This window comes from Pseudonocardia wallangbongensis, assembly GCF_054486945.1.
The window spans coordinates 130,731-155,922 of record NZ_JBRERS010000016.1; the positions used below are offsets into that span (position 1 = coordinate 130,731).

The following is a 25,192-nucleotide window of genomic DNA, read 5'->3' on the forward strand; positions in this document are numbered from 1 at the left end:
GGGTGGCACGCCTGCGGCTCGCGTTCGCCTGCGGTGACTACGACCGCACCCGGGCGCTCCACGAGGGCACCGTCCAGCCGGACGGGATCGACCTCACCTACCTGCGCCTCCCCGTCGAGGAGACGTTCTTCCGGATGATGCGCCACCGGGAGTTCGAGGTGGCGGAGCTGTCGCTGTCGTCCTACGTGAAGTCGCTCGACCTCGACCCGTCGCCGTTCGTCGCGCTGCCGGTCTACCCGTCGCGCCAGTTCCGCCACGGCGGCATCTTCGTCAACGCGGCGTCGGGCATCGAGAAGCCGGAGGACCTGCGCGGCAAGGTGGTCGGCACCCCGGAGTGGCAGCTCACGGCCGGGGTGTGGATCCGCGGCATCCTCGCCGACCGGCACGGCGTGCCGGTGGACTCGGTCGAGTACCGGACCGGTGGGCAGGAGACACCGGGCCGGATCGAGAAGGCCGCCGTCGACCTCGGCGGGCGCGTCCGGATCGAGCCGATCCCCGCGGACACGACGCTGTCGGCGGCGCTCGCCGACGGCCGGATCGACGCGCTGCAGAGCCCACGGGTGCCCTCGTCGTACCGCCAGGGGAGCCCCGTGCGGCGCCTGTTCGCCGACCCCGTGACCGCCGAGAAGGAGTACTTCGCGGCCACCGGGATCTTCCCGATCATGCACGTGGTCGTCGTCCGCCGGGACGTCTACGAGCGCCACCCCTGGGTCGCGCAGTCGCTCACGAAGGCGCTGCACCTCGCGAAGCGCGCGGCCATGGAGAACCTCTACGACTCCTCCGCGCTGAGGTTCACGCTGCCGTGGGTGATCCCCGCCGTGGAGGAGGCCAAGGCGCTGATGGGCGAGGACTACTGGTCCTACGGGCTCGAGGCGAACGCCGAGACCCTGTCCACTTTCCTGCGCTACCACCACGAGCAGGGGCTGTCGCGGCGGCGCTACGAACCGAAGGAGCTGTTCGCGCCGGAGGCCACCGAGGAGTTCGTGATCTAGCTTGCTGGGGCCGGAGTTCCTGGCGGTGCCCGGCGCAGCGTCGCTGGTGGTGCCCCGCGATCTTCCCCGTCAAGATCCGAAGTATCGGGCGTCCATGGTCGTGGTGACAGCCATGGGCAACCGATACTTCGGATCATGCCCGCGTATCGACGGGCATCGACCCCGCGCCGCCGCGTGCGCAGGCTCCGTCCAGCCGATCAGGTCCGCTCGGATGAGTTAGAGCAGGCTCTTCAGCGGGATGGTCGGGTCCGCGGCCTCGGCGGCGGGGAGCGTCCTGCCCATCGTCAGCGCCTTGCGGACCACCAGGTAGTCGGCGGGGGAGTTCACCGCGTCGACGGCGATGAGCGCGCCCTCGCGGTAGTAGAGGACGGCGAACCGCTCGCTGTCGGGCTCGCCGCGCACGTCGTAGTGGTCGTAGCCGACGGACAGGCCGGCGATCTGCAGCCTGAGGTCGCCCTGGTTCGACCAGAACCAGGGCACGCTGCGGGCGTCCGAGTTCCGGCCCAGCAACGTGGCCGCGGCGACGCCGGCCTGCGCCACGGCGCCCGGCACCGACTCCAGCCGGACGCGGCCGACGCCGGTCATGGGGTGGGGCAGCACCGTGCAGTCGCCCGCGGCCACCACGGCCTCGTGGCTGGTGCGGGCGGTGGCGTCCACGACGATGCCCCCGCCGAGGTCACCATCGCACTCGAGGCCGGCCTCCTCGGCGAGTTCGGCGCGGGGGACCACGCCGATGCCCACCAGGACGAGGTCGGCCGGGAGCTCGCGCCCGCCCGCCAGCCGAACGGTAGCGACCCGACCCGTGCCCCCGAACCCGACCACCTCGGCCGCCGGCAGCACCGTGGTGCCACGACGCTCGTGAGCCTGCCGGAGGAAGTCCGAGACGACCGGCGCCACCGCCCGCCCGACGAGCCGGTCCGCCGCCTCGACCAGGGTGACCTGCTTGCCCTGGGCGCGGGCGGCCGCGGCGGCCTCGAGCCCGATGAAGCCGCCGCCGACGACCACGATCCGGGAGGCGTCGGCCAGGCGGTCGCGCAGCCGGACCGCGTCGTCGAGGCCGCGGAGGTAGTGGATGCCGTCGAGGCCGGCCCCGGGGACGTCGAGCCGCCGCGGCCGGGCGCCGACCGTGAGGGCGAGGCGGGCGAAGCGCAGCGTGCGCCCGCCCGTCGTCCGGGCGGTCCCGGGGCGGTCGCCGTCCGGCAGCATGACGTCGACCACCCGCTCACCCCGGAGGAGGTCGATCCGTTGCTGCGCGTACCAGGCCGGTGTGCGGAAGGCGAGGGACTCCGCGCCGGCCGCGCCGGAGAGGAACTCCTTGGAGAGCGGCGGTCGCTGGTAGGGCGCGTGGGGTTCGGCGCCGACGAGCGTGATCGGGCTCGTGTCACCGAGCTGCCGCAGGGAGCCTGCGAGCTGCACGCCGGCCTGGCCCGCGCCGACGACCAGCGTGCCCGTGGACGTGGTCCGAGGCATGCGGGACCCCTTCCGCTGCGAATGGACTTACCATTATGCCAAAGGTGGCCCTTACCGGGAAGCGGAACCTCGGCGGCGCAGGGCGAACGCCGGGAGCGTCATCCCCGCCCCGACCACGGCGATCGCGGGTGTGAGCGGCACGAGCGCCACCATCCCCGCGACGGCCATCGGTGCGGCGAACAACGCAACGGCGCGGAACGTGCCGGTGGCCGCGATCGCGTCCCCGCGTTCCTCCGGGTGCACGGACTCGGCGGCGAGGGCCGGGCCCAGCACCTGGACGGCCCCCGCGGCGGCGCCGCTGACCGCGAGCACCACGGCGGCGAGCACGGTGTTCCCGGCCACCGCGGCGGTGAGCGCGGTGGCGGCGCCGGTCACCACGATCCCGGCGAAGAGTGCGCGGACCGTGAGCTGCGCCCGGACCCGTCCGGAGAGCCCGGTGCCGAGCAGCTGGGCACCGTTCGCGACCGAGATCAGGGCGCCGACGGCGGTGGCGGACTGGCCGGCCGCGTCGAGCGCGACCGGGACGTAGGAGGTGAGCAGGGCGCGCCAGCCGCCGGCGGTCATCCCCGCCCAGCACCCGACGTCGACCCCGGGGCGGCGCCACAGCCGTCCCGGCGGGCGGTCGGGCGGTGTCGCGAACGGCGGCAGGCGGTCGAGGAGCAACGTGGGGACGAGGCCGACCAGCGCGATCGCCGCGGATGCGCCCAGTGCGAGCTCCGGGGCGATCTCGGACAGCACGCCGGCGAGCACCGGCCCGGCGAGCTGGCCGACCGACCCCACGAGGTTCACCTGGGCCAGCGCGCCCGCCGCCCGGCCGTTGCCCCGTACGACGTGGGTCTGGCTGCCGGTCCAGAAGCAGGCCCGGGAGGCGCCCTGGAGCAGCTGGGCGATCACGAACGGCACCCACGCGCTGGACAGGGCGACGAGCACGCAGCCGGCCGCGAGCGTGATCGCGGCGCCGGCCATGAGCGTCCAGTCCGGCCATCGGCGCATCGCCCAGCCCAGGCCGAGCCGGACGGTCATCTGCGAGACCGCGGAGGCCGCGGTCAGGGCGCCGATCTCGAAGGCGGAGTAGCCGGCCTGCAGGGCGAGCAGGGGCAGGGCGACGCTTGCGGCACCGAGGGAGACGGAGTAGATCCCTGCTCCTGCGGCCGACGCGACGGCGTCGCGCGAGGGACGATCACGCGACGGCACGCGCTCTGCTCCGATCGGCTGCAGCAAAGGTATTACGGTTGTGCCAAACTACCAGCCGTGCCGTGCACCGCTGCATCGTCGCGAAAGAGGGACGCCGAATGCTGACCGACGCCCTCGACGGCCTCACCCAGGTGTTCCAGCCGGAAACCCTGATGCTGATGCTCCTCGGGGTGCTCATCGGCTTCGTCGTCGGGATCCTGCCCGGGCTGGGCGGGGCCGTGACGCTCGCCCTGATGCTCCCCTTCACCTTCGACATGCAGCCGGTCGAGGCGTTCGCGTTCCTGCTGGGCATGTGGGTCGTCACGTCCACCACCGGCGACATCACCTCCGTGCTCTTCGGGGTGCCGGGCGAGGCCACCTCGGCCGCCACGGTGCTCGACGGGCATCCCATGACGAAACGGGGAGAGGGCGGCCGGGCGCTCGGGGCCGTGCTGCTGTCCTCCGCGCTCGGCGCCGTGTTCGGGGCGCTGGTCCTCGCGCTCTCCATCCCGATCATCCGGCCCGTCGTGCTCGCCTTCGGCCCACCGGAGTTCTTCGCGCTCACCGTGCTCGGCCTGACGTTCGTCGTCGCCCTGTCCGGGCGGCGGCTGCTCAGGGGCTTCGTCATGGCCAGCCTCGGCCTGCTCGTGTCGCTCGTCGGCCTGGACCCGCAGGAAGGCGTGCCGCGCTACACGTTCGACCTGCTCTACCTCTGGGACGGGATCGGCATCGTCCCGCTGGTCGTGGGCCTGTTCGGTGGTGCCGAGGTGCTCCAGATCATGCTCAGCAGGCGCAGCATCGCCCGCGCCGACAGCGCCGACGCCGCCGACGCCTCGCTCGCGGGCGTCGGGCAGGGCGTGCGTGACGTCTTCCGCCACTGGACCCTCGTGATCCGTTCCAGCGCGATCGGCACGGGCGTCGGCATCGTGCCCGGCCTCGGGGGCACCGTCGCCCAGTTCATGGCCTACGGCGCGGCGCAACAGAGCTCCAAGAACCCGGAGATGTTCGGCAAGGGGTCGATCGAGGGCGTGATCGCGGCGGGCGCGGTGAACAACGCCAAGGACAGCGGGTCGCTGATCCCCACGATCGGGTTCGGCATCCCCGGCGGTGCCGGGAGCGCGGTGCTGCTGTCCGCGTTCCTCATCGTGGGCCTGAACCCCGGCCAGGAGATGCTGACCACCTCCCTCGACGTCACCTTCTCGATGATCTGGGTGACGGTGCTGGCCAACGCCGTCGCCGTGGTGGGCTCGTTCCTGCTCCTGAAGCCGCTCACCCGCCTCACGTTCATCTCCGGCCCGCTCCTGGTGCCGTTCCTGCTGCTGGTCCTGACGCTGGGCGCCTACACGTCGAACAACTCCTTCGCCGACGTGCTCGTGATGATCGGGGCCGCCGCCGTCGGCGTGATCTGCATCCGGTACGACTGGCCGCGTGTGCCGTTCCTGCTCGCGGTCGTGCTCGGCTCCCTCGCCGAGCGCTACCTCTTCCTCTCGCACTCGCTGTTCGGGTGGACATGGCTGACCCGCCCGATCGTCCTGGTGATCGGGCTGGCGATGGTGGTGGCGATCGTGACCCCGACGGTCCGGAGGCTGCGCAGCAAGAAGCGGGACGATCGGCGGACACCGGATCCGACGAGCGAGGAGAAGGTATGACCGCGCCCGCACCCGCCGAGGCCTCCGTCGCGAGCCGCCGCCCCACGCCGGAGGCCGTGGCCGACATCGCCATCACGGTGCTGCTGCTCGCGCTCTTCGCGGGGGCCTTCCTCGCGGCAGGCGACTGGTCGTTCCGGGCGGCCCTGTTCCCGCGGCTCGTCACCGGTGCCGGCGTCGTGCTCGCCGCGCTGCACCTCGTGCAGGCCCTGCTGCGGCTGCGCCGCCCGGCGCCGGCCGTCGGCGCCGATGACTCGGATCCCGACGACGTCGAGTACGTCTTCCGCACGGCCGGCCCGCGGCGGTGGGCGTCGACCCTCGGCTGGGTGGCCGGCTTCTTCGTGCTGCTCTACCTTGCAGGCCTGTACGTGACGGCGCCGGTGTTCTCGCTGCTGTATCTCAGGTTCGCGGGCAAGAGGACATGGATCTTCAGCGCGATCTACGCCATTGTGATCGCGGTTGTGCTCTACGTGGCTTTTGAGCTGGCCCTCGGCGTTCCCACGCCGTCCGGCCTGCTCCTGGACTGATTACAGGGAGTATCGATGGGTCGGCGTGGCCTCAGTGCAGTGGTGGCGCTCGGTGTCGGCGCGGGCGCGCTCGCGGGGTGCTCGAGTGGCACCCAGGCCGCAGGCGACGCGTTGCCGGCCTGCTCCTCGCTCGAGGGGGAGACCGTGTCGCTCGTCGTCCCCTACGAGCCCGGCGGGGGCTACGACTCCTACGTCCGGCTGCTCGCCCCGTACCTGGAACAGCAGACCGGCACCACGATCGCCGTGCAGAACCAGCCCGGAGCGGGTGGCCTGCTCGCCCTGAACAACCTGCTCACCGAGAAGGCCGACGGCACCACGATCGCGATCATGAACGGCGTCGGGGCCGGTGGCTCGTCGCTCGCCGGGGCCGACGGTGCCCAGTTCGCCCTCGACGACTTCACCTACATCGGTCGCGTCGTGAGCGAGCCCCCGCTCATCGTCACCGGCGCCAGCGGGCCGTACCAGACGTTCGACGCCGTTCGGGGCGCGCAGGGCTTCCGCTGGGGGTCCACCGGACCGGGCGCGGAGGACTACGTCACCGCGTCGCTCCTCGACGCGGTGTTCAACATCGACGCCGAGGTCGTGACCGGCTTCCCCGGGTCGGGCGAGACCGAGCTCGCGATCCTGCAGGGTGCCATCGACGGCATGTCCGGCAACCCCGGCAGCCGCCGGCAGGCGGTCGAGGAGGGCACGCAGACCCCCGTCCTGCGCATGGGCGAGGAGGCGCCGTCGTGGCTGCGGGCCGACGTCCCGTGGGTCCGCGACGTCCCGATGACCGACGAGCAGCGGGCGCTGGTCGACGCGCACCTGGCGTTGATCGAGATCGGTCGCCCGCTGGTGGGGCCGCCCGCGATGGACGAGGCGGCCAAGGGCTGCTGGCGGGAGGCGATGGCCACCGTCATGTCGAATCCGGACCTCCTGGCCGCCGCTCAGCAGCAGGAGCGCGAGCTCTCCTTCCTCGGTGGCGCCGAGCTAGACGGCCTCGTGCAGCGGATCGTCACCGCGCCCCCGAAGTACCGTGAACTGCTGGCTGGCATGTACTAAGGTAAAATTGTCAGTCCAATAGGAGGAGGTCGGCATGCTGCCGCCCGGCGACGACGCGCACCAGCAGCTCTACCACAGCAACAAGAACCGCACGTTCGTCCGCGCCGTCCAGGGCGACTACGGCCTCTCCGCGGAGCTCGAGCGGCTGCGGTCGATGCCGCGGGTCCAGAAGGCGAGCGAGATCAAGTTCGTCGACGGGCCGCAGGCGTACAGCCGCCACTACGTCGAGCCGAAGGACGGCATCACGCAGACCTTCCACCTCCACCTGGAGGAGTACGGCCCCGGCGGGAAGTCGCAGAAGCACGGGCACGTCAACGAGGCGGCCTTCTACATCCTCGACGGCCACGGCTACGAGATCCACGACGGCGAGCGCTACGACTGGGAGGCGGGCGACGTCGCGATCGTGCACAACAACTGCGTGCACCAGCACTTCAACGCCGACCCCGAGCGCCCGGCCCGCGCGCTGGTCATCAAGACCAAGCCGATGTACATGTTCATGAACATGCTCTTCCAGAAGCAGGTGGAGCCGCGCCAGACCACGCCGACGCCCGAAGGCGTCGGGTTCGAGGTCCGCGAGGAGGAAGAGGACTTCAACCACCCACCGGAGGGCTACCAAGTGCCCCCCATCGGGAGTCCGCCACGTACCTCGACGGCCCAGCTTTCCGCTGAGCGCACCGGCGAACCGGCCGAGTACGCCCAGTACGAGGCCGGCCCGCCGGCACACTCAGCGGAAACCTGGATCCGCCGATCTACGCCGCGGTCTCCCGATGGGGGGCACTAGTGGCCTGGTCCGAGACCGCGGCCTGGGTCGCCGGCACCGAGAACGCCCCGCTCTACGCCAACCTGCTGCAGGACGCCGCCGAGGCGCCCGAGCGCAACGCCGGGCGCCGCAAGATCCTCAAGCCCGCGGACATGCCGTGGGAGATGTCCCGGCAGGGGCTGCTGAAGCACCTGATCAACGAGGACATGAACACCCGCATGGAGACGGTCGACGCCTACATGCAGATCATCCCGGCGGGGAGCCGCTCCGGTAAGCACCGGCACCTGGCCGAGGAGTGCCTCTACGTGCTCGAGGGCCGTGGCTACGACCTCCACCAGGACTGCGACGTCGAGATCACCGACACCTACTTCTGGCAGCCCCAGGACGAGGTGAAGCGCTTCGAGTGGGAGGCGGGCGATGTCATCTACGTGCCCCCGAACACGATCCACCAGCACTTCAACGCCGACCCCCAGCGCCCGGCCCGTCTGATCTCGGCGATCAACCGGATCTTCAAGCACAGCGGCCTGAACGATCTGGAGCAGTTGGAGGATGCGCCGGAGTACGACCCGACGGTGGTCCTGGACGCCGACCGGGTCCGCGAGTACCTCCGCGGTAGCTGATCTCGCGTCCCGGCGGATGCGAGATCAGCCGAGGGCCACCCCCTCGGAGCCGGATGGCGTGGGGTCGGGCAGGCGCATCATGCGGAACGAGTTGAACAAGCCGATGAGGCCGGCCAGGAGCGGGATGAGCAGCGCCACCTGAAGGGCGATCGGACGTGCCTCGGTGTTGATCCCCAGTATCTCGTCCTCGATCTCCGGAGGTTGGCCGACCACCAGCTGTTCGAGCTGGGTGTTGGTCATCAGTTGCGCGTTCTCCTCCAAGACCTGAGCGACCTGTTGCTTCTCGGCGGCCGGGAGCACGGTGCTTTCCTGCGCCAGGGTGGTGAAGGTGGACGACAGGGTCGCCAGCATGATGGCGCCGGCGAACGCCAACCCGAACGACAGCCCGAACGAGCCGGCCGCGGAGTTCACACCGGCGGCCTCGCTGACCCGTTCATCCGAGATCGGGGACAGCGTGTAGTTGTTGAGTTGGGACACCAGCAGGCCCAGCCCCGAGCCCGCGATCACCAACGGGACGATGAGGGCCCAGCCGAACTCGGCGCGGGGCACGATCGGGATCAGCACCGCGACGCCCACGGTGAGGAGCACGAAGCCCAGCCGGACGATGCTGCTGGGGCGGCGGCGTCCTGACTTCTTCCCGGCGAGCACCGCAACGGCGAACATGCTGAGCGAGAGCGGGGCGAGGGACAGGCCGGCCTGCATCGCGTTGTACTCCAGCACCATCTGCAGGTAGATCGGGAGCGCGATCATGACGCCGCCCAGTGCGATCTGCTGGAGCATCTGCTGGGAGATCCCGAACCTGAAGAGCGCGGAGCCGAACAGGTCAGGGTCGATCAGGGGTGCTTTCCCGGCGTGCTTGCGCCGCACCAGCCAGTACACCAGCGCCGCCATCGCGATCACGCCCGTGACCAGGAGCCCGGCAACGGACTCGCCGCCCTCCTGCCACACCAGGATGCCCAGCACCAGCCCGCCCATCCCCAGGACGGACAGCAACGCGCCCACGACGTCGATGCTGCGCGGTCCGGTGTAGGGCACGTCGCGGACGAGTGTGATGCCCGACAGCACGACGGCGATGATGGCGACCTCGAGTACGAAGCCGACGCGCCACGACAGGTAGGTGGTGATGAAGCCGCCGAGCAGCGGTCCGACGGCAGCAGCGATCGCCGCGGCGGCCCCGACCAGGGCGTAGACCTGCTTCTGCGCCGATCCCTCGAAGTTGCCGTGGATGAGCGACTGCATGGCCGGCAGCAGCAGGGATGCACCGATGCCACCCAGCACCGCCCAGAAGATGATGACCGCGGTCAGGCCCTGGGCGAGCGCCATCGCCAGGGCGCCGACGGCGTAGCCCAGCAGACCAAGCGCGTAGGCCCGCTTGCGCCCGATGAGATCGCCGACCTTGCCGCCGATCAGGATGAATGCGGCGGACACCAGCGCTTCCAGCGCGATCGCCGACTGGACGCCGCTGGCGGTCGTGCCGAGATCCCGGACCACCGCCGCGATCGACACGTTCATCAGCGAGGTGTCGACGACGAGCACGAACATCGCCGCCGCCAGCAGCAGGGCCAGCCTTCTCTGCCGGCCTCTCACCCGCTCGCCATCGCTGGAACTCGCTGCCTCGGTCATCGCGGACCCACCATCTCGCCGATCGTGACGGTCCTGCGCCCGCATCGAGCCGTCCTTCGAGGCCCACCCGTCGTCCGGCGCGGCAGGAATGTCACCGCGCCGCGGCGGTGCGGACATCACCCGGTCGGGGTGACCAACACGCGCAGCGGCCCCCCATCCGTCCGCCTCGGCTCTAGGTCGCGGCCGCCGTCGCCGCCAGGCCGTCACGGCCTTGCTGCGGAGTGTTCCGACCCGGCCTCGGCCGGCCTCGTCCACGGGATCGGACCGAGCTCGCGACCGACGTACGGGGGAGACGGAGCCATCCCTCGCGGGTGATGCCGATGTCGGCGCGGGCGGCCAACAATCCGCGCGCTCCCCGCGCAAAGCTCCATCCCTCCATCCCGGCGTTCGGAGAGGCGCGGTACATGGACGTGTTCGCCATCGTCGTGGTGGTCGTGGTGACCGCATTGATCTTCGATTTCACCAACGGCTTCCACGACACGGCGAACGCGATGGCGACCTCGATCGCGACCGGCGCGCTCCGCCCCAAGATCGCTGTCACGATCGCGGGGGTCCTGAACCTGGCTGGTGCCTTCATCTCCGTCGAGGTGGCCAGGACGATCTCCGGCGGGCTCGTGACCGAGGCGCTGATCACCCCGGTCGTGATCTTCGCCGGGCTCGTCGGAGCCATCCTCTGGAACCTGCTGACCTGGCTGCTCGGGCTGCCCTCCAGCTCCTCGCACGCGTTGTTCGGCGGGCTCATCGGCTCCACCCTGGTGGCGGCGGGGCCGAGCGCGGTCAACGGGACGGCTGTCCTCTCCAAGGTCCTCCTACCCGCGGTTGCCTCGCCGGTCCTCGCAGGTCTCGTGGCCGTCGCCGCGACGTTCATCGCCTACCGGCTCACCGCGAACGCCGACGGCCCCACGGTCCGGCGCGGCTTCCGGATCGGCCAGGTGGCGTCGGCGTCGATGGTCGCGCTCGCCCACGGCACCAACGACGCGCAGAAGACGATGGGCGTGATCACCCTGACGCTGATCACGGCGGGGATGCTCGCTCCCGGTTCGGCGCCCCCGTTCTGGGTGGTGCTCACCGCGGGTCTGGCGATCGCGCTCGGCACCTATCTCGGCGGCTGGCGGATCATCCGGACGCTGGGCAGGCGGGTCAGCGACATCCAGACGACCCAGGGATTCACCGCCGAGACCACCAGCGCAACCGTCATCCTGGTCTCCAGCCAGCTCGGCCTCCCGATCTCCACGACACAGGTGTGCACCGGTGCGATCTTCGGTGCGGGAGCGGGCCGCCGGCTTGCAACGGTGCACTGGAGTGTTGCGGGTCGGATGGCGGTGGCATGGGCCGTCACCCTGCCCGCCGCCGCGGTCGTCGGAGCGGCCGCGTCCTGGACGGCGGCGAGCGGGCCGTTCGGCGTCGTCGTGGTCGCCGTGGGCGGACTCGCGCTCGCGGCCGGCATCTACGCCGCGTCGCGCCGGAACCCGGTGAACGCGCTCAACGTCAACGACGTGCCCGCGCCGCCGACCGCACACGCGACGTTCCGGTCGGGTCAGGAGTCCGCGTGACCATCGACTGGGGTTCTCTCGTCGTCGCAGCGGTCGTCTCCGCCGCCGTCACCGTGGGCGTGGTGTCGCTGGTCGCGTTCGCGCTCCTCGGGCTCTCGGCACGCGTCCACCGGCCGGTCGGCGGGCGGGACGACGGCGCCCCGGGCCCGGTGCGACCCGCGGTCGGCGCCGCCGTCGCCGCGGTCTGCACGCTGGCCGTCGTGCTGATCGTCGCGTACGGCCTGTTCCTCGTCGTGACGTGAGGCTCGGGACGACTGCAGCGGGTGACGTCCCGCGAGCGGCTACCGCCCGCTGACCGTCCGCAGGAGTGCCTGCGCATCGGCCGGCGGGCTGTCGCCCGTCCAGGCCACGTACTGGTCGGGGCGGATCAGGATCAGGCGTGCGCCGTAGGCCTCCCGGCCGTCCGCGTACGTGTCGTGGACGACCTTCACCGGCAGCCCGTCGCCTTCCCAGGCACCGGTGTCGGCGTCGAGGGCCAGGAGGGTGAATCCGTCGCCGAGCGCCTCGAAGACGGTGCGGCCGGAGGAGAGCGGGAGGGGTGGGAGGTGGTGGCCGGCCCGCGCGCGGAAGGTGTGCTCGCCGTGCGCGCTGACGGCCCCGCCGGGCGGGCCGCAGACGATCGGGGAGCCCTCGTAGTGCGGTTCGAAGTCGCGCAGCCGCTTCCCGAAACCCGCAGCCGCCTCGGCGAACCGCTGCTCGAACGCGGCCCGGTCGGCCGTCGGACGAGAAGTCTGCAGGAACTCGCGGTCGTCGCGGATCCAGCCACCGATGATGTCCTCCCCGACGTCGCGGAAGACCGGCTGCCGTTCGAGGGTGTAGGACTCCAGCAGGTCCTCGCCGCCCCAGCCCTGCAGCACGGCGGCGAGCTTCCAGCCGAGGTTGACCGCGTCCTCCAGGCCGTTGTTGAGGCCGAAGCCACCGTAGGGCGGGTGGGTGTGGGCCGCGTCGCCCGCGATGAGGGCGCGGCCGGCCCGGTACGTGTCGGCCACCTGGACCCGCAGGTCCCAGAACCCGACGTGCTCGATGTCGCAGTCGAACGTGAACCCGGCGGCGCGGTGCAGCAGCGAGGTGAAGTCGTACGCACCCAACCGGGCGTGCCGGGGGACCGGGGCGTGGAAGAAGAAGCTCTCGCCGACGTCGACGCGGCCGAAGAACATCCAGTAGCCGTTCAGGGCGGGGTGCAGCACCCGGTACGTGGAGCGGTCGGGGAACCTGCCGAGCGCCCGGTGCAGCTCGGGGGAGCGGAAGACGACGAGCGCGACGAGCTCGTCCCAGTCGGTGCCGCTGCGCGGGATGTCGGCCTGCTCGCGCACGAGTGAGCGGCCGCCGTCGCAGCCGACGACGTAGTCGCCGGTCAGCACCTCCCGCTCGCCGTCGTGCTCGACCCCGACGCGGACGCCGCCTGCGTCCTGGGTGACGTCGGTGGCCCGCCGGCCGAGGCGCACGTCGACGTGCGGGAAACCGGCGAGCCGCCGGCGCAGCACCTCCTCCGTGCGGTACTGGGGGAGGCGCTCGTTCTCCTGGAAGTAGTAGGGCGCCACGAGCTCGCGCGCCGGCGGCGCCGCCCAGAACTCGCTCATCAGGTTCTCGTAGGCCGTGACCTGCCCGATCGCGTACCCGGGAGGCATCGTGCGGGCGGCGCGGATCTGCTCGGCCACGCCCCAGCGCCACATGTGCTCCATCGTGCGCTGGGACAGGCCCTGCCCCTTGGGGATCATCGACAGCTCGGTGCGCTGCTCCACGACGACGCACCGGATCCCGCGCAGCCCCAGCTCGAGGGCGAGCCCGGAGCCGACGGGCCCCCCGCCCACGATCACGACCTGGTGGTTCACGCAGCTGCTCCCTTCGCGGCGATACCCGCGTAGTCCCGCACGAGGTTCGGCCGGGTGAGCAGCGCGATCGCGGCCAGCACGGGCACCGCCGCACCCGCCGTGAGCGCGGCGACCGGGCCGGCGAGGCCGGCGGCCACGCCGATCACCAGGTCGCCGAGCGCGGGCCCGCCCCGGGAGGTGATCTGGTAGAGCGACTGCACGCGGCCGCGCAGCTCGTCGGGCGTCTCCAGCTGTACCGCGGAGTGCCGGATCGTGGTGGCGGCGGCGTCGAACGCGCCCAGGAGCAGCGCGAACATCAGGACGGCCGCGAGGAGCGAGACCTGGGCGAAGGCGATGGCGACGACCCCGTAGGCGATCGTGGACGCCAGCAGCGCCCGGCCCAGGCGGTGCGACCGGGAGACCAGCCGGACGATGCTGTACGTCGCGAGCAGCGCGCCGAGCGACGGCGCCGCGGACAGCAGCCCGTACCCGGCGGGCCCGATGTCGAGGCGGTCGGCGAAGGCCGGGAGCAGCACCCGGTAGGCGCCGAACACGGTCATCAGCAGGTCCAGCCCGCACAGCGACCAGATGATCGGCCGCCGCCGCACGTACCGGACGCCCTCGGCCATGTCCCCGCGGATCGAGCGTGGCGCGTCCGCGCGGTGCAGGGGCGGCACCCGGACGGCGGCCAGCACGCCGACCAGGACCGCGTAGGAGATCCCGTCGAGCAGGTACACCAGCCCGGGGCCGTTCGCGGCGATGAGCAGGCCACCGATCGCGGGCCCGACGAGCACGGCGACCTCGCGGGAGGGGTTCAGCAGCGCGATCGCCGCGGGCAGCACCTCGCGGGGGACGAGCGCGGGTACCAGCGCCTGCCGGCACGGCTGGTCGAACGTCGCCGCGGCCGTGGTGACGAGCACACCGCCGATCACGTGCCACGCCTGCGCGACACCGGTCAGCGACACGGCGGCCATCGCGAGGGCGACGAGCATGGCGACGGCCTGGCTCGCCTGCAGGAGGCGGCGGCGGTCCCAGCGGTCGGCCAGCACGCCGCCGAGCGGGCTCAGCACGACCAGCGCCACCGCCTGGGCGCCGCCGACCAGGCCGGTGGCGGCGATCGAGCCGGTGAGCTCGTAGACCTGCCAGAGGCTGGCCGCGACCGTCGCCCTCGTCCCGATCTGGGATCCGACGACACCCGACCAGAAGAGCAGGAAGTCCCGGTTGTGCAGCAGCCTCGACCAGTCCATCAACCGACCGGTACGAGCGTGACCTTGCTCGGCTCCGTCGCCACGAAGATCTCGGTGCCTGGCTTGATCGAGACCGCCGGGTTGCCCCGCACGCGGAGGCTGCCCTGGCCCACGCGGACGATGTGGTCGATCGAGTCGCCGAGGAACGCGCGGTTGGTCACCGTGCCCGGCCACTCGTTGACGCGGTTGCCCCAGCCGGTCGTGCTGATCTCCAGGCTCTCCGGGCGGACGGCGGCGATCACCTCCTCACCCACCGGGACGCGGGCCGCCGACTCGAGCCGCACGCGCCCGGCCTCGGTGTCGATGTCCACGCAGTCGCCCTCGCGCGCCGCGACCTTCCCGCGCAGGAAGTTGGACGTGCCGATGAACTCGGCGACGAACCTGCAGTTCGGGGCCTCGTACACCTCGCGGGGACGCCCGGTCTGCAGGACGTTGCCCTCCTTCATCACGGCGATGGTGGTCGACAGCGCCAGCGCCTCGATCTGGTCGTGGGTGACGTAGATGGACGTGATGCCCAGCTCGCGCTGCAGGCGCTTGAGCTCGTAGCGCAGCGACTCGCGCAGCTTCGCGTCCAGGTTGGACAGGGGCTCGTCGAGCAGCATCAGCGGCGGCTCGATGATGATCGCCCGGGCCAGGGCGAGGCGCTGCTGCTGGCCACCGGAGAGCTTGGTGGCCTGCCGGTCGGCGAGGTGCCCGAGCTCCATGGTCTCCAGCACCTTGGCCACGCGCTCGCGGATCTCCCGCTTGCCCGGCCGCTGCGACCGCCTGCGCACCTGCAGCGGGAAGGCGACGTTGTCGAACACGGTCATGTGCGGCCAGATCGCGTAGGACTGGAACACCATCCCGAGCCCGCGCTGGTTGGCCGGGACGTTCAGACCGTTGCCGTCGAACAGGACGCGGTCACCGACCACGATCCGGCCGGCGTCCGGACGCTCCAGGCCGGCCACGGCCCGCAGCGTCGTGGTCTTGCCGCAGCCGGACGGCCCGAGCAGCGTGAACATCTCGCCCTCGCCGACCTCCAGGCTGACGTCGTCGACGGCGAGCACCCGGCCCGCCGTCGCCCGGCGCTTGCTCGCCTCCCCGGCGAAGCTCTTCACGAGGTTGCTGATGGTCAGCAAGGCGGAGCCTCCGATCACGACTTGAGGCCGACTCGGGCGCCGACCTTGTAGGCGACGGCCACCAGTACGGCGAGGATGAGCACCATGATCACGCCGAGGGCGGACAGCTCCCCGAAGCGCGCGTTCGCGTACAGCTCCCAGATCGAGATCGACAGCACCTCGTTGCCCGGCGTGTAGAGCAGGATCGAGGACGAGAGCTCGCGGAAGCTCACGACGAAGATGTAGACCCAGCCCGCGAGCAGTGCCGGCGCGATGAGCGGCAGCAGGACCCGCCGGAACGTCGACCACCACCCGGCCCCGCTGACCTGGGCCGACTCCTCCAGCTCGGTGGAGATCGTCTGCATCCCGGTGACCGCGTAGCGCATGCCGTAGGGCAGGTACCGCGTGCAGTACGCGATCAGCAGGATGAGCAGCGTGCCGTAGATCGGCAGGGGGCTCCGCAGGTAGACGAACGCGATGCCGACACCGAGCACCAGGCCCGGGATCACGAGTGGCGAGAACGCGATGTGGTCCAGCAGCTGGCGGCCCGGGATGCCGGACCGGACCACGACCCAGGCGGCCACCGCCATCAGGGCCATCACGATCGTCGCCGCTCCGCCACCCAGGACGAGCGAGTTCCGCAGGGCCGTGGGGACCGTCGGGAGGTTGAACACGGCGATGAAGTTGTCGAAGCTCATCGACGCGAACGCCTCTGCCGACGGGGGCCGGTAGTAGGGCAGCAGCGCCGTGTAGAGCAGCACCATCAGCGGGGCGAGGACCGTGACGAAGAAGTAGAGCAGGATGCCGCCGCCGACGACCGGCTTCCAGCGGCCGAGGTCGATCGGGCGCGGGCGGAAGCCCTTGCCGGTGATCGTGCCGCCGCCGTGACCGCGGCTCAGCACGTTGGACAGCCAGATGCCCAGCGCGGCCACGGCGAGCAGCCCGACGGCCAGCGCGCCGGCCCCGGCGAAGTCGACCGGGAAGCTGCGCAGCACCTGGTAGATGCGGCTGGTGAAGACGTAGATGCCGTTCTGCAGGCCGAGCAGGGCCGGCACCTCGAAGCTCTCGAGGCTGCGCACACCCATGATCAGGGCGGCCGAGAGGAGGGCCGGGCGCACCAGCGGCAGCGTCACCCGCCGGAACGTCTGCACGCGGGTGGCGCCGCTCATCAGCGACGACTCCTCCAGCGAGGGGTCGGTCGAGCGGAACGCGGCCACCATGAAGAGGAACGCGATGGGGGACAGGTGCAGCCCCTCGACCCAGATCATCCCCCACACCGTGAAGATGTCGAACGTCCCCGGCCCGAAGATCGGCTCGAGCAGGCTGTTGAGCAGGCCGATCGTGGGGCTGGCCAGGAAGATCCAGGCGATCGTGTACAGGATCCCCGGGATGATCAGCGGGATGATCGACGCGGCGAAGAACAGCGCCTTGAACGGCACATCGGTGCGCACGTTGAAGTAGGCGAGTGCCGTGCCGACCGTGAGGGAGAGCAGCGCCGCGCCGGCCGCGAACCACAGCGAGTTGCCGACCAGCTCCCCGATGCGGGCGTCGCCGTAGGCGCGCGCGAAGCCACCGAGGCTGAAGCCCTGGGCATCGGAAAACGTGGTCCACAGCAGGTAGACGAGCGGGACCAGGGCGAGGTAGCCCACCACGACCGTGATCGCGGCCGCGACGAGGGTGCGGGGACGCAGGAGCACCTCGCGCCACCGCGCGAGGGCTCCCGGTTGTCTCACCCGGCTTGCGAGTGTGGCCATCGGCTACTTCTCCGGGAGCTGCTCGCCGCCGCGGACGACCTCGTCGTAGCGGGCGGACCAGTCGTTGCCCTCCGACAGCAGCTTCTGGACGTCGACCGGGAGCACCTGGTGGCCGGCGAGCGGGTCGGTGCCGTCCGGCATGACGGACGGGGTCAGGCCGTTGTCGAGGATCACGCTCTGCCCGTCGGCGAGCATCCAGTCCATGAACAACATCGCGGTGCCCGGGTGCTCACTGCTGCGCAGCAGGCCGCCGCCGTTGGCGCGGGCGACGACCGGTTCGACGAATGGCTGGTCGTCGATGGGTGCCCCGCCGGCCCGGCCCTTCTCGGTGAGGTAGGTGTACGACGCGGCGACGACGCCGAACTCCCCGGCCGAGAGCAGCTCGACCTGGCCCGAGTGGCCCTTCGCCACCTTCGAGCCCTGCACCATGTCGGAGAAGAGCTTGTCGATGTCGGCGTCGGCCATGCCCTGCTGCTCGAAGTAGTCGTAGAGGGTCATGTACCAGTCGAAGTCGCTGACCTCCAGGGACAGGATGCCGTCGTACTTGGGGTCGGCGAGGTCCTGCCAGGTCTTCGGGACGAGGTCGCCGGACACGAGGTTCTTGTTCCAGGCGGGGGCGAAGATGTTGAAGCGGGTCGGGGTCCAGCCGTCGTACCGGAACTTCTCGTTGATCTTGTTGCGCTGCTCGCCCTCGTAGTCGCCGGTGAGCCCTTGCGAGGCGATGATCGCCATCTCGGTGGCGTTGGTCTCGACGACGTCGGCCCCCGCGAAGTTCGCCGAGGACTCCTGCAGGGTGCGCTGCAGGACCGTCTCCGAGTCGGCGCGGTAGACGTCCACGTGGACGCCCGTCGCCTGCTCGAACTGCGGCACCACGATGTCGGCGATGTCGGCGTTCATCGAGGTGTAGAGGGAGAGCGTGTTGCCTTCCTGCGCCGCCAGCTCGACCAGGCGGTCGTGGCGCGCGGATCCGGTGAGGGCGCCGACCTCGGCGTAGACGGCTTCGGCGGCGGTGGGCTGGTCGGAACCCGGGGCGGGACCGGACGTCGGGGCGCCGCCGCAGCCGGAGAGCAGCAGCAGGCCCGCGGCGCCGAGGCCGATGAGCGAGCTCGCGAGCGAACCATTGGCACAGCGTGCCGATGTTCGTGACATGTGATCTCCAGGAGGTGCGGCGGTGCAGCTCGGGAGGGCCGGTCCGAGAGGACTAACGGACTGACCATTGGTGCGCAGGAAGGTAACTCCCCTCACCGGGCCCTGTAAAGCCCCGGATCCCCGCCGGCGAGCAGCCGCAGGGCCGCGTCGATCTCGAACGTGCGCATGAAGGCGAGCGCCGAGCGCGCCATCGACAGGTCGGCCCCCGTGCCGGCCGCCATCTCCTCGGCGTTCGCGATGTCCTTCTCGAACCAGGTGAAGCGCATCCGGTCCATCTCGCGCAGCGTCCGGCTGTCGGTGGGGCTGTCCTGCATCGCCGCCCGGAGCTTCGGCACGTCGCCGCCGAGCCGCCGCCCCAGCTCCAGGGCCTGCGCCACCGCCGAGACCTGCGCCCAGTGCACGAGGTTGTTGACCGTCTTGCCGACCTGGCCTGCGCCGATGTCGCCCAGCAGGTGCACCGCGGCCGTCCAGGGCGGCAGGACCGGGCGCGCCGCGTCGAGCGCGGCCGCGTCGCCGCCGACGAGCAGCGTCAACCGGCCCGACTCGGCGGCGCGGACGCCGCCGGTGAGGGCCGCGTCGAGCACGTCGACGCCGTCCGGGGCGGCCGCGGCGAGCTCCCGGCAGGTGTCCGGCAGGGCGGAGCTGGACAGCAGGACGACAGTTCCGGGGCGGGCGCCGGCGAACACTCCTCGCTCCGCCGTGAGGACGTCGCGCAGCTGGTCGTCCGTCGCCACGACGACGACCACCACGCCCGCGGCGGCGGCGACGCCGGCCGGGTCCGGCGCGGCGTCGGCGCCGTGCGACGTGGCGGTGGCGACCGCCGCCCCGTCGAGGTCCGTGACGGTGGTCGGGACCCCGGCGGTGGCGAGGTGCCGGGCGATCGGACCTCCCATGGCGCCGAGCCCGATCACCCCCGCTCCGGACGGGGCGGGCGGGCGGCTGGAGGTGTGCGTCATCGCGATCTCCTCGGATAGGGACGTCCGGCCATAATGGTCTACTGTCAGACCTATGGGCGACCCTCCGTCACCGGGAGCGCCCGCAGGTTTCCTCGCCCGTACCGTCCGCTCGCTGAACCACCCCAACTACCGCCGCTACCTCGGTGGGCACGCCCTCAGCGTCGTCGGCACCTGGATGCAGCGCGTCGCCCAGGACTGGCTGGTGCTCGAGCTGACGAGGGACCCGGTCGCCGTCGGCACGGCGCTCGCCCTGCAGTTCCTCCCGATGCTCCTGTTCGGGGTGTGGGGCGGGGTGCTGGTCGACCGCCTCGACCGCTGGAAGCTCCTCGTCGCCACCCAGGCGGCGAGCGCCCTCCTCGCCGCGGTCCTCGCCGTCACCACCCTGCTCGGTGCCACCACGCTCGGCCTGGTCTACGTGATGGCCGCGCTGCTCGGGCTCGTGACCGTGGTGGACTCGCCCGCCCGCCACACGTTCGTCACCGACCTCGTTCCGCCCGGCGACTACGTCAACGCCCAGGCCCTGAACTCCACGATCCACAACACCGGCCGGCTGGTCGGCCCGGCGGTGGCCGGGCTGGTCATCGCGGCCACCGGCGCCGGCGAGGCCTTCGCGGTCAACGCGATCTCGTTCGCCGCGGTGCTGGTGGGGCTCGCCCGCATCGACCGGTCGGCGCTGCACCGCACCGCGAAGGCGGGGTCGGGCAGGGGGCAGGCGATGGCCGGGCTGCGCTACGCGTGGGGCCACCGGGAACTGCGTGCCTGCCTGTTCCTGGTGGCGGTGGTGGGCCTGTTCAGCCAGAACTTCCGCGTGATCCTCCCGGTGACCGCGGTCGAGGTGCTCGGCGGAGACGCGGCCACGTACGGGTACCTGACCTCGGCGCTCGGGCTCGGGGCCGTGCTGGGCGCCGTCGGCGCGGCATCGAGCGTGACCGTGACCGGGCGCAGGCTGCTCGCCTGCACCGTCGCGCTCGGTGCGACGAACCTGGTGATGGCCCTGGCCGGGCAGCTCGCCTTCGCGCTGGCCGGCCTGGTCGCGGTCGGGGTCGCCAACATCGCCTTCAACACGATGGCCCGCAGCCTCCTGCAGCTGCGCAGCGCGCCGGAGATGCAGGGCCGCGTGATGGCCCTGCACGTGCTGCTCAACCTCGGGACGACACCGCTCGGCGGCCCGCTGCTCGGCTGGGTCTGCGCGATGGCCGGATCCGCGTGGGGCTTCGTGGTGGCCGGCGGGGCGGCGCTGCTGGCGGCGGTGGTGGTGATACGGCGCCTGGCCCTGGGGTGACGGGGCCCAGGCTGGACGAGCGGCACTCCCGTCCCGCTCTATCGGACGAAGGTGCCGCTCGTCCGGAGATCGGCGCGCTGCGGGACGCGATGTCAACGCACACTTCAGACAAGATCGACCACCCGGAGCACGGCCGCCACCGAGCGGTCGACGTCGGCATCCGTCGTGGCCGCGTTCGAGACGGCGATGCGCATGTAGCGGCGGCCGCGCCAGGTGGTGCCGCCCATCCAGCAGGTGCCGTCGCGCTGGACGGCCGCGAGCACGGCCTCCGTTCGCTCGTCGGAACCGAAGTCGACGAGGACCTGGTTGAGCACGACGTCGTTCGCGATCTCCAGGCCGCCGGCCGCGAGGCCGTCGGCGAAGCGGCGGGCGAACCGGCAGCACCGCTCCACCAGCTCCGCCATCCCGTCCGCGCCGAGCTCGCGCAGCGCCGCCCAGACGGCGAACCCGCGGGCGCGCCGCGACGACTCGGGAACGAGGTCACCCGGCGCGGGCACCGGACCGCCGGAGCCGGTGAGGTAGCTCGCCGAGTAGTTCATCGCCGCGACCTGCACGTCCGGGTGGGCGCAGATCGCGAAGCCGCAGTCGTAGGGCACGTTGAGCCACTTGTGCCCGTCGACGGCCCACGAGTCGGCCAGCTCCACCCCGTCGACGAGGTGGGCGCGGGCCGGCGCGGCGGCGGCCCACAGCCCGAACGCGCCGTCGACGTGCACCCAGGCGCCGTGCTCCCGGCCGAGCGAGATCGCCGCGCGCAGGTCGTCGCACGCGCCGGTGTTCACGTTCCCGGCCTGCAGGCACAGGATCGTCGGCCCGGCCGGGCCCGCGCCGAGCACGCGGGACAGATCGGCGATGTCGACCGCGCCGTTCGGGCCGGCGGCCACCTCCTGGATCGCGGCGGAGCCGAGGCCGAGCAGGCGGGCCGACCGGTCGATCGTGGCGTGCCGCTCGGTCCCGGCGACGACCCGCACGCGGGGTGCGCCGTGCAGGCCGGCGCGCTCCACGTCCCAGCCCGCGGCCCGCAGCACCTGGTGGCGCCCCGCGGCCAGCCCGACCGTGTTGGCGCCCTGGCCGCCGGTCCCGAAACCGACCGATGCGGTGGCCGGCAGTCCCAGCAGCGCGAGCAGCCACCCGCCCGCGACGCGTTCGGCCGCCACCCCCGCGGGGGACAGCGCCTCGTTGAAGGGCGCCTGGTCCCACCCGGCGGCGAGCATGTCCGCGGCGGTGGCGGCGGGCAGCGCGCCGCCGACGACGAACCCGAAGTACCGCGGGCCCGCGGTGCTCATCAGCCCGCCCTCGGCCGCCGCGACCAGCTCCTCGACGACCTGCGCCGGCGGGGTGCCGGAACGCGGCAGCGGGCCGCCGAACGCCTCGAGCAGCGCGTCCAGATCGGTGGGGGCCGGCACCGGCCGGTCGGGGAGCGAGGCCCGGTAGTCCGCGGCGACCGCCGCGGCGCGGTGCAGGAGCGATCTGAGGTCCACCGCCGGATGGTACGAAGGCCCGGACGGGCACGAAGGGCATAGCGTGGGCGGCGTGGATCACGTCGATGCCGTCGTCGTCGGGGCCGGGATCAACGGCATGGCCGCTGCCGCGCAGCTCGCCGGGGCCGGCTGGTCGGTCGCCCTCGTCGACCAGCACGAGCGGATCGGCGGGTTCGTCGCGGGCGGGGAGCGCACGGTGCCGGGCTACCGGCACGACACGTACTCGTCGTGGCACCCGCTGTTCGTCACCGGCCCCGTGTACGCCGAGCTGGGGCCCGACCTGCACCGGCACGGGCTGGAGTACGCCAACTCCGACGGTGCGGTCGCGGCGTCGGTGTCCGACGGCGGGGGCGTGGCGATCGCCCACCGCGACGTCGAGCAGACCGTGGCGGGCTTCGCCGATCCGGCCGACCGGGACGCCTACCGCGCGGCGATCGGGCGGTTCGGGGCGCACGCCGCGCACATCGGCGGGATCCTGGGCAGCGAGCTGCGCTCGCCCGGCGTGCTCGGCCCGCTGTGGGGGCTGGCCCGCGAGGGTGGCCGCCGCGAGCTGGCGGCCTACGCGCGGGAGGTCGCCACCAGCGGGCGCGCGTGGCTGCGCACGCACTTCCGCGGCCCGGAGGTCGACCACCTCTGGGCGCCGTGGCTGTTGCACGCCGGGCTCGCGCCCGACAGCGCGTCCGGCGGGCTGATGGTGCCGGTCCTCGCCGCCACGCTGCACGCCGCGGGCATGCCGGTCGTGGTCGGCGGGGCGGGGGACTTCCTGACGGCGTGGGAGCGGCTCCTGGTCGAGCGGGGCGTCTCCGTGCACGCCGGGCGCCGGGTCGAGCGGGTGGTGCTGCAGGACGGGGCGGCCGCCGGGGTCGCGGGCGACGGTTGGGGCATCGCCGCCGACCGGGCGGTGCTGGCGTCGGTGACGCCGCGCGCGCTTTACGGATCGCTGTTGCCACCCGGTGCCGTGCCGGCCGCCGTGGGCGAGGAGGCGGCGCGCTTCCGGCCCGGCCGGGCGGCGATGCAGGTGCACGTCGCGTTGTCCGGACCCGTGCCGTGGCGCGATCCGGCCCTGGCCGCGGTGCCGCTCGTGCACCTCTCCGACGGGTCGGCGTCCACGGCGATCGCCTGCGCCGAGGCCGAGGCGGGCCTGCTGCCCCGCCGCCCGACGGTGGTGGTCGGCCAGCAGCACGTGCTCGACCCGACGCGGGTGCCGGAGGGGGCGGCCGCGCTCTGGCTGCAGCTGCAGGAGGTGCCGTTCACCCCGGTCGGTGACGCGGCCGGAGAGCTGGACGTGGCCGCCGGCTGGGACGCCGCGCTGGCCCGCGGGTACGCCGGCCGCGTGCTGGACCGGGTCGCGGCGCACGCGCCCGGGCTGCGCGCCCTGGTGGTCGGGGTGGACGTGATCACCCCGGCCGACCTCGCCGCGTACAACCCGAACGCGCTGGAGGGGGACCCGTACGGCGGCTCGGCCGAGCTGGACCAGAACTTCCTGTGGCGGGGGAGCCACGCGACGCCGGTGCCGCGGCTGTGGCACATCGGCGCGTCGACCCACCCCGGTCCCGGGCTGGGCGGGGCGTCCGGCCACCTCGTCGCCCGCCGCCTCCTGACGCCGACGCCCCGGGACCGCGTGCGCCGGATGGTCGCCGGCCCACCCAGGTAACGGACCGGTCAGCTCCCCGTCACCAGCGGCACGAACGCGACGCCGCCCAGGTCCTCCGTCCGGCCTCCCCGGTACCGCAGGAGCGTCCCCTTCCCGCGGCGGCCGACCGGGCAGACCAGCGCCCCGTCCGGGGCCAGCTGCTCCAGCAGCGCGGGCGGCGGCTCGCCCTCCGCCATGGCCGCGACGACGATCCCGTCGAACGGCGCGCGGTCCGCCGCCCCGAGCGCCCCGTCGCCCGTCCGGACCTCGACGTTGTCGCACCCGGTCGCGGCGAGTGCGGCGCGGGCCCGCTCGGCGAGCTCGGCGTGGCGCTCGATCGTCACCACCGAGCGGTGGCACCGGGAGAGCACGGCCGCCCCGTACCCGGATCCGGTGCCGATCTCGAGGACGTGCGCATCGGGCCCGGCCTGCAGGGCCTCGGCGCTCAACGCGACGATCAGCGGCGCGGAGATGGTCTGTTCGAGCCCGATGGGCAGCGGGCTGTCCTGGTAGGCGTCGGGGGCCACCTCCCGCGGGACGAACCCCTCCCGCGGCACCCGCCGCATCGCGTCGAGGACGCGCTCGTCGGTGATACCCCGGGCGCGCAGGCGTTCGACCATGGCGGCCCGCTCCCGGTCGGGATGGCTGGCCATGTCCCACGGGTTCCCGCCCCGCTCGGACGTCATTCGTCGCCCGCCCCGGTCACCGTGCCCGGTTGATCGCGCGCGGGCCGGGGTATCACCGGGTTTCCCCGAACGCGCAGGAAGGAGCCCGTCATGGCCCAGCAGACCACCACCACGGATGTCGTCGACGTGCTGACCACGGACCACCGCGAGGCGCTCGACCTCCTCGACCGCATCGCCAGGAGCACCGACCCCACCGCGAAGCGGGACATCGCCGACACCGTCATCGCCGAGGTCGTGCGGCACGCGATCGCCGAGGAGATGTACGTCTACCCGGCCATGCGCAAGCACGTTCCGGGCGGGGACGAGGAGGTCGAGCACGACATCGAGGAGCACAAGCAGCTCGAGGCGACCATGAAGCGGCTCGAGGCCGTCGAGGCGACCGACCCCCTGTTCGACCATCTCGTGCGGACGATGACCGAGCAGCTGCGCCACCACGCCCACGACGAGGAGTCCGACCAGTTCCCGAAGCTGCGTGAGCACGTCCCGCACGACGAGCTGGTGGAGCTGCGGGGGAAGGTGGACACGGCGAAGAAGGTCGCGCCGACCCGGCCGCACCCGAACGCTCCCAACGCCGAGCTGTTCCACAAGCTCGTGGGCCCCGGCGTGGGGCTGGTCGACCGGCTGCGCGACCGGCTCACCCACCGCGGCAGCTGACGCCGGGCCGCCCGTAGAGTGCCCCTCCGTGGTGTCG

At 72.5% G+C, this 25,192-nt stretch carries 22 protein-coding genes; 11 read left to right on the top strand and 11 right to left on the bottom strand.

What is annotated here, in order from left to right:
• Positions 1 to 2: 2 nt before the first annotated feature.
• Positions 3 to 992: an ABC transporter substrate-binding protein gene (locus tag ACU436_RS37525; protein WP_459031862.1), complete on the top strand. Its 990-nt coding sequence runs from the start codon at positions 3 to 5 to the stop codon at positions 990 to 992.
• Between the two features lie 216 nt (positions 993 to 1,208).
• Here the strand turns inward: ACU436_RS37525 and ACU436_RS37530 are convergent, their stop codons facing one another.
• The gene (locus tag ACU436_RS37530) at positions 1,209 to 2,462 is read right to left on the bottom strand and encodes an NAD(P)/FAD-dependent oxidoreductase (RefSeq protein ID WP_459031863.1); all 1,254 of its coding nucleotides are present in this window, start codon (positions 2,460 to 2,462) and stop codon (positions 1,209 to 1,211) included.
• Between the two features lie 51 nt (positions 2,463 to 2,513).
• Entirely contained in the window at positions 2,514 to 3,656 is a 1,143-nt protein-coding gene (locus ACU436_RS37535) for an MFS transporter (protein WP_459031864.1), read from the bottom strand.
• Between the two features lie 98 nt (positions 3,657 to 3,754).
• Between ACU436_RS37535 and ACU436_RS37540 the strand changes: the two genes are divergently transcribed.
• The 5 genes from ACU436_RS37540 to ACU436_RS37560 are packed head-to-tail and all read left to right on the top strand — an operon-like array spanning position 3,755 to position 8,232.
• Positions 3,755 to 5,284 carry a tripartite tricarboxylate transporter permease gene (locus ACU436_RS37540; RefSeq protein ID WP_459031865.1) on the top strand — a complete coding sequence of 510 codons (1,530 nt, stop codon included), beginning with the start codon at positions 3,755 to 3,757 and terminating at the stop codon, positions 5,282 to 5,284.
• Positions 5,281 to 5,808 (top strand): tripartite tricarboxylate transporter TctB family protein, encoded by a 528-nt coding sequence (locus tag ACU436_RS37545; RefSeq protein WP_459031866.1) that lies wholly within the window; start codon positions 5,281 to 5,283, stop codon positions 5,806 to 5,808. Before ACU436_RS37540 ends, ACU436_RS37545 begins: the two co-directional genes overlap by 4 nt.
• Positions 5,809 to 5,823: 15 nt before the next feature.
• A complete protein-coding gene (locus tag ACU436_RS37550; protein WP_459031867.1) occupies positions 5,824 to 6,852 on the top strand; it encodes a Bug family tripartite tricarboxylate transporter substrate binding protein in 1,029 nt (342 codons plus the stop codon).
• A gap of 34 nt (positions 6,853 to 6,886) precedes the next feature.
• Entirely contained in the window at positions 6,887 to 7,633 is a 747-nt protein-coding gene (locus tag ACU436_RS37555) for a cupin domain-containing protein (protein WP_459031868.1), read from the top strand.
• A complete protein-coding gene (locus tag ACU436_RS37560; RefSeq protein WP_459031869.1) occupies positions 7,633 to 8,232 on the top strand; it encodes a cupin domain-containing protein in 600 nt (199 codons plus the stop codon). The genes ACU436_RS37555 and ACU436_RS37560 overlap by 1 nt, the downstream gene beginning before the upstream one ends.
• A 24-nt stretch (positions 8,233 to 8,256) precedes the next feature.
• Here the strand turns inward: ACU436_RS37560 and ACU436_RS37565 are convergent, their stop codons facing one another.
• Positions 8,257 to 10,218 (bottom strand): MFS transporter, encoded by a 1,962-nt coding sequence (locus ACU436_RS37565; protein ID WP_459031870.1) that lies wholly within the window; start codon positions 10,216 to 10,218, stop codon positions 8,257 to 8,259.
• 41 nt (positions 10,219 to 10,259) lie between these two features.
• Between ACU436_RS37565 and ACU436_RS37570 the strand changes: the two genes are divergently transcribed.
• Both ACU436_RS37570 and ACU436_RS37575 read left to right on the top strand, forming a co-directional pair.
• Positions 10,260 to 11,408, top strand: coding sequence for an inorganic phosphate transporter (locus tag ACU436_RS37570; RefSeq protein ID WP_459031871.1), 1,149 nt, complete (start codon positions 10,260 to 10,262; stop codon positions 11,406 to 11,408).
• Entirely contained in the window at positions 11,405 to 11,650 is a 246-nt protein-coding gene (locus ACU436_RS37575; protein ID WP_459031872.1) for a hypothetical protein, read from the top strand. Before ACU436_RS37570 ends, ACU436_RS37575 begins: the two co-directional genes overlap by 4 nt.
• Positions 11,651 to 11,689: 39 nt before the next feature.
• Here the strand turns inward: ACU436_RS37575 and ACU436_RS37580 are convergent, their stop codons facing one another.
• From ACU436_RS37580 to ACU436_RS37605, 6 genes are all read right to left on the bottom strand, one after another.
• The gene (locus ACU436_RS37580; protein WP_459031873.1) at positions 11,690 to 13,240 is read right to left on the bottom strand and encodes an FAD-dependent monooxygenase; all 1,551 of its coding nucleotides are present in this window, start codon (positions 13,238 to 13,240) and stop codon (positions 11,690 to 11,692) included.
• Positions 13,237 to 14,466, bottom strand: coding sequence for an MFS transporter (locus ACU436_RS37585; protein WP_459031874.1), 1,230 nt, complete (start codon positions 14,464 to 14,466; stop codon positions 13,237 to 13,239). Before ACU436_RS37585 ends, ACU436_RS37580 begins: the two co-directional genes overlap by 4 nt.
• The gene (locus ACU436_RS37590; RefSeq protein WP_459031875.1) at positions 14,466 to 15,584 is read right to left on the bottom strand and encodes an ABC transporter ATP-binding protein; all 1,119 of its coding nucleotides are present in this window, start codon (positions 15,582 to 15,584) and stop codon (positions 14,466 to 14,468) included. The genes ACU436_RS37585 and ACU436_RS37590 overlap by 1 nt, the downstream gene beginning before the upstream one ends.
• A 14-nt stretch (positions 15,585 to 15,598) precedes the next feature.
• Positions 15,599 to 17,317 (bottom strand): ABC transporter permease, encoded by a 1,719-nt coding sequence (locus ACU436_RS37595; RefSeq protein WP_459031876.1) that lies wholly within the window; start codon positions 17,315 to 17,317, stop codon positions 15,599 to 15,601.
• 3 nt (positions 17,318 to 17,320) lie between these two features.
• On the bottom strand, positions 17,321 to 18,466 hold the full coding sequence (locus ACU436_RS37600) for an ABC transporter substrate-binding protein (protein ID WP_459031877.1): 1,146 nt from the start codon (positions 18,464 to 18,466) through the stop codon (positions 17,321 to 17,323).
• Between the two features lie 92 nt (positions 18,467 to 18,558).
• Positions 18,559 to 19,422: an NAD(P)-dependent oxidoreductase gene (locus ACU436_RS37605; RefSeq protein WP_459031878.1), complete on the bottom strand. Its 864-nt coding sequence runs from the start codon at positions 19,420 to 19,422 to the stop codon at positions 18,559 to 18,561.
• 52 nt (positions 19,423 to 19,474) lie between these two features.
• Here ACU436_RS37605 and ACU436_RS37610 point away from each other — a divergent pair, with 52 nt between their 5' ends.
• Positions 19,475 to 20,704 carry an MFS transporter gene (locus ACU436_RS37610; RefSeq protein WP_459031879.1) on the top strand — a complete coding sequence of 410 codons (1,230 nt, stop codon included), beginning with the start codon at positions 19,475 to 19,477 and terminating at the stop codon, positions 20,702 to 20,704.
• Positions 20,705 to 20,808: 104 nt separating this feature from the next.
• Here the strand turns inward: ACU436_RS37610 and ACU436_RS37615 are convergent, their stop codons facing one another.
• On the bottom strand, positions 20,809 to 22,182 hold the full coding sequence (locus ACU436_RS37615; protein ID WP_459031880.1) for a pyridoxal phosphate-dependent decarboxylase family protein: 1,374 nt from the start codon (positions 22,180 to 22,182) through the stop codon (positions 20,809 to 20,811).
• Between the two features lie 52 nt (positions 22,183 to 22,234).
• Here ACU436_RS37615 and ACU436_RS37620 point away from each other — a divergent pair, with 52 nt between their 5' ends.
• Positions 22,235 to 23,836, top strand: coding sequence for a phytoene desaturase family protein (locus ACU436_RS37620; RefSeq protein ID WP_459031881.1), 1,602 nt, complete (start codon positions 22,235 to 22,237; stop codon positions 23,834 to 23,836).
• Positions 23,837 to 23,844: 8 nt separating this feature from the next.
• Here the strand turns inward: ACU436_RS37620 and ACU436_RS37625 are convergent, their stop codons facing one another.
• Positions 23,845 to 24,501: a protein-L-isoaspartate(D-aspartate) O-methyltransferase gene (locus ACU436_RS37625; protein ID WP_459031882.1), complete on the bottom strand. Its 657-nt coding sequence runs from the start codon at positions 24,499 to 24,501 to the stop codon at positions 23,845 to 23,847.
• A 90-nt stretch (positions 24,502 to 24,591) separates the two neighbouring features.
• Between ACU436_RS37625 and ACU436_RS37630 the strand changes: the two genes are divergently transcribed.
• Positions 24,592 to 25,155: a hemerythrin domain-containing protein gene (locus tag ACU436_RS37630; RefSeq protein WP_459031883.1), complete on the top strand. Its 564-nt coding sequence runs from the start codon at positions 24,592 to 24,594 to the stop codon at positions 25,153 to 25,155.
• The last annotated feature ends 37 nt before the right edge of the window (positions 25,156 to 25,192 follow it).